The organism is Streptomyces sp. MnatMP-M17, from assembly GCF_900091995.1.
In the GTDB taxonomy this organism is placed as follows: domain Bacteria; phylum Actinomycetota; class Actinomycetes; order Streptomycetales; family Streptomycetaceae; genus Streptomyces.
On record NZ_FMDK01000954.1, the window covers coordinates 1 to 2,492 of the forward strand.

At 74.0% G+C, this 2,492-nt stretch carries 3 protein-coding genes; all 3 read left to right on the forward strand.

Annotated features, from left to right (window positions below; all coding sequences use genetic code 11):
* On the forward strand, positions 1 to 434 hold a 434-nt coding region (locus tag GA0115259_RS34065; RefSeq protein WP_176732750.1), incomplete at its 5' end, for a PfkB family carbohydrate kinase.
* The gene (locus tag GA0115259_RS34070) at positions 435 to 1,667 is read left to right on the forward strand and encodes a CaiB/BaiF CoA transferase family protein (RefSeq protein WP_370749152.1); all 1,233 of its coding nucleotides are present in this window, start codon (positions 435 to 437) and stop codon (positions 1,665 to 1,667) included. It abuts the gene before it with no gap.
* Positions 1,664 to 2,461 (forward strand): HpcH/HpaI aldolase/citrate lyase family protein, encoded by a 798-nt coding sequence (locus tag GA0115259_RS34075; RefSeq protein WP_093604073.1) that lies wholly within the window; start codon positions 1,664 to 1,666, stop codon positions 2,459 to 2,461. The genes GA0115259_RS34070 and GA0115259_RS34075 overlap by 4 nt, the downstream gene beginning before the upstream one ends.
* Positions 2,462 to 2,492 lie beyond the last annotated feature (31 nt).

A 2,492-nucleotide genomic window follows, 5' to 3' on the forward strand; every position in this document is an offset into this window, starting at 1 on the left:
CCCCCCGCCGCCATGGCGTACGGACCGTCCTCACGCCGGCTCCCGCGCAGCCTCTGCCGCCCGGACTGCTCGCGGCGGTCGATCTGCTGGTCCCGAACGAGCACGAAGCGGCCACGCTCACCGGGATCGCCGACGCGCATGCCGCGGCGGAGGCCCTGCTCCGGCAGGTCCCCGAGGTCGTGATCACTCTCGGTGCCGCGGGCAGTCTGTACGCGGCCCGGGGCGCCGGGACCGTCGCCGTGCCCGCGCCCAGGGTCGAGGCCGTGGACACCACCGGCGCCGGTGACACCTATGTGGGCGCGCTCGCCGTCGCGCTCGGCGAGGGCCGTCCGATGCCCGAGGCGATGCACTGGGCCTCGGCCGCCGCCGCGCTCTGCGTCCAGCGCCACGGAGCGTCCACCTCCATGCCGTACCGCACCGAGATCGAGGCCTGAATGACCATGTCAGCCACCGTTCCGAACGCCCCGACCGACGCCCCCGCTCCCGCTCCTCTCTCCGGCCTTCGGGTGCTCGATCTCGCGACGCTCTTCGCCGGTCCGCTCGCCGCCACGCTGCTCGGCGACTTCGGCGCCGATGTCATCAAGGTCGAGCATCCGACCCGTCCCGATCCCTCGCGCGGCCACGGCCCGGCCAAGGACGGTGTGGGCCTGTGGTGGAAGCTGCTCGGCCGCAACAAGCGCGCCATCACACTCGATCTCTCCACTCCGGGCGGACGCGACGTCCTGCTGCGGCTCGCCGCCGACGCGGATGTGGTCATCGAGAACTTCCGGCCCGGCACCCTGGAGAAATGGGGCCTCGGCTGGACCGAGCTCTCCCTGGCCAATCCACGGCTCGTACTGACCCGGGTGACGGGCTTCGGCCAGTTCGGCCCGTACGCCCGCCGCCCGGGATTCGGCACCCTCGCCGAGGCGATGAGCGGCTTCGCGGCCGTCACGGGCGAGCCCGACGGACCGCCCACGCTGCCGCCCTTCGGTCTCGCCGACTCCATCGCCGCGCTGGCCACGGCGTACGCGGTGATGACCGCGCTCGGCGGCCGGGCGCTGACCGGCCGTGGCCAGGTGGTCGATCTGGCGATCATCGAGCCGATCCTGACCGTGCTCGGACCGCAGCCGCTCTGGTACGACCAGCTCGGCCTGGTCCAGCCCCGTACCGGCAACCGCTCCACCAACAACGCGCCGCGCAACACCTACCGCGCCGCCGACGGCTCCTGGCTGGCGGTCTCCACCTCGGCGCAGTCGGTCGCGGAACGCGTGATGCGGCTGGTGGGCAGGCCCGAGCTGATCACCGAGCCGTGGTTCACCACCGGCAGCGGCCGGGCCCGGCACGCGGACGTCCTGGACGAGGCGGTCGGCGGCTGGATCGCCCGGCACACCCGTGCCGAGGCGATGGCCGCGTTCGAGGAGGCCGAGGCGGCGATCGCGCCCGTCTACGACATCCGGGACGTCATGGCCGATCCGCAGTACCGGGCGCTGGACAGCGTCACCGAGGTCCCCGATCCGGAGCTGGGCACGCTGCGGATGCAGAACGTCCTCTTCCGGCTCTCCGAGACGCCGGGCGCCATCCGCTGGGCGGGCCGGCCCCATGGCGCGGACACCGACGCGGTCCTGGCCGAGCTGGGCCTCACCGCGTCCGAGATCGGCGCGCTGCGGGCGGACGGGGCGCTATGACCACCCCGCTCACCTGGCTGTATGTCCCCGGGGACCGTCCGGAGGTGATGGCGAAAGCACTGTCCTGCGGCGCGGATGTCGTGATCGTGGATCTGGAGGACGCGGTGGCTCCCGACCGCAAGGAGTACGCGCGCGACGCCATCGCCGACCTGCTGTCCTCGCCGCATCCGGTCCCGGTCCATGTCCGGATCGCCGACGAGCACGACCTGCCGTCGCTGGTCGGTCTGCCGGGACTGTCCGGGCTCCGTCTCCCCAAGGTGACCCATGCCTCCGACATCCACCGCGTCGCGGCACGGGCTCCGGACACCGCGCTGTACGCCCTGCTCGAATCGGCGCTGGCCCTGGAGAACGCCTACGCCGTCGCGGGCGCGCATCCGGCGGTACGCGGCATCTCACTGGGCGAGGCGGACCTCCGCGCCGATCTGGGCGTACGGGAGGACTCCGGCCTGGACTGGGCCCGCAGCCGGGCCGTGGTGGCGGCCCGCGCGGCGGGCCTGTCGCCACCGGTCCAGTCGGTGTTCCCGGACGTCCGTGACCTGGACGGACTGGCGGCCTCCTGCCGCCATGGCCGGGCCCTGGGCCTGCTGGGCCGCGCGGCCATCCATCCGCGCCAGCTCCCGGTCATCGAACACGCCTATCTGCCCACGCCGCGGGAGGTCGCCGAGGCCGAGGAGATCATCGAGGCGGCGGCGGCCGACGCGGGCGCCCACGCCCTGCCCGACGGCCGCTTCGTCGACGCGGCGATCGTGGCGGCGGCGAAGAGAACGCTCGCGCTGGGTGCGCGCTGCGGCTGAAGCGTATGCGCCTCCCGGCGGGGGCCGCCTG

What these genes read in the sequence shown, in the direction of transcription:
- GA0115259_RS34075 (WP_093604073.1), top strand. Translation starts at nt 1,664, where the DNA reads ATGACCACCCCGCTCACCTGGCTGTATGTCCCCGGGGACCGTCCGGAG.
- GA0115259_RS34070 (WP_370749152.1), top strand. Translation starts at nt 435, where the DNA reads ATGACCATGTCAGCCACCGTTCCGAACGCCCCGACCGACGCCCCCGCT.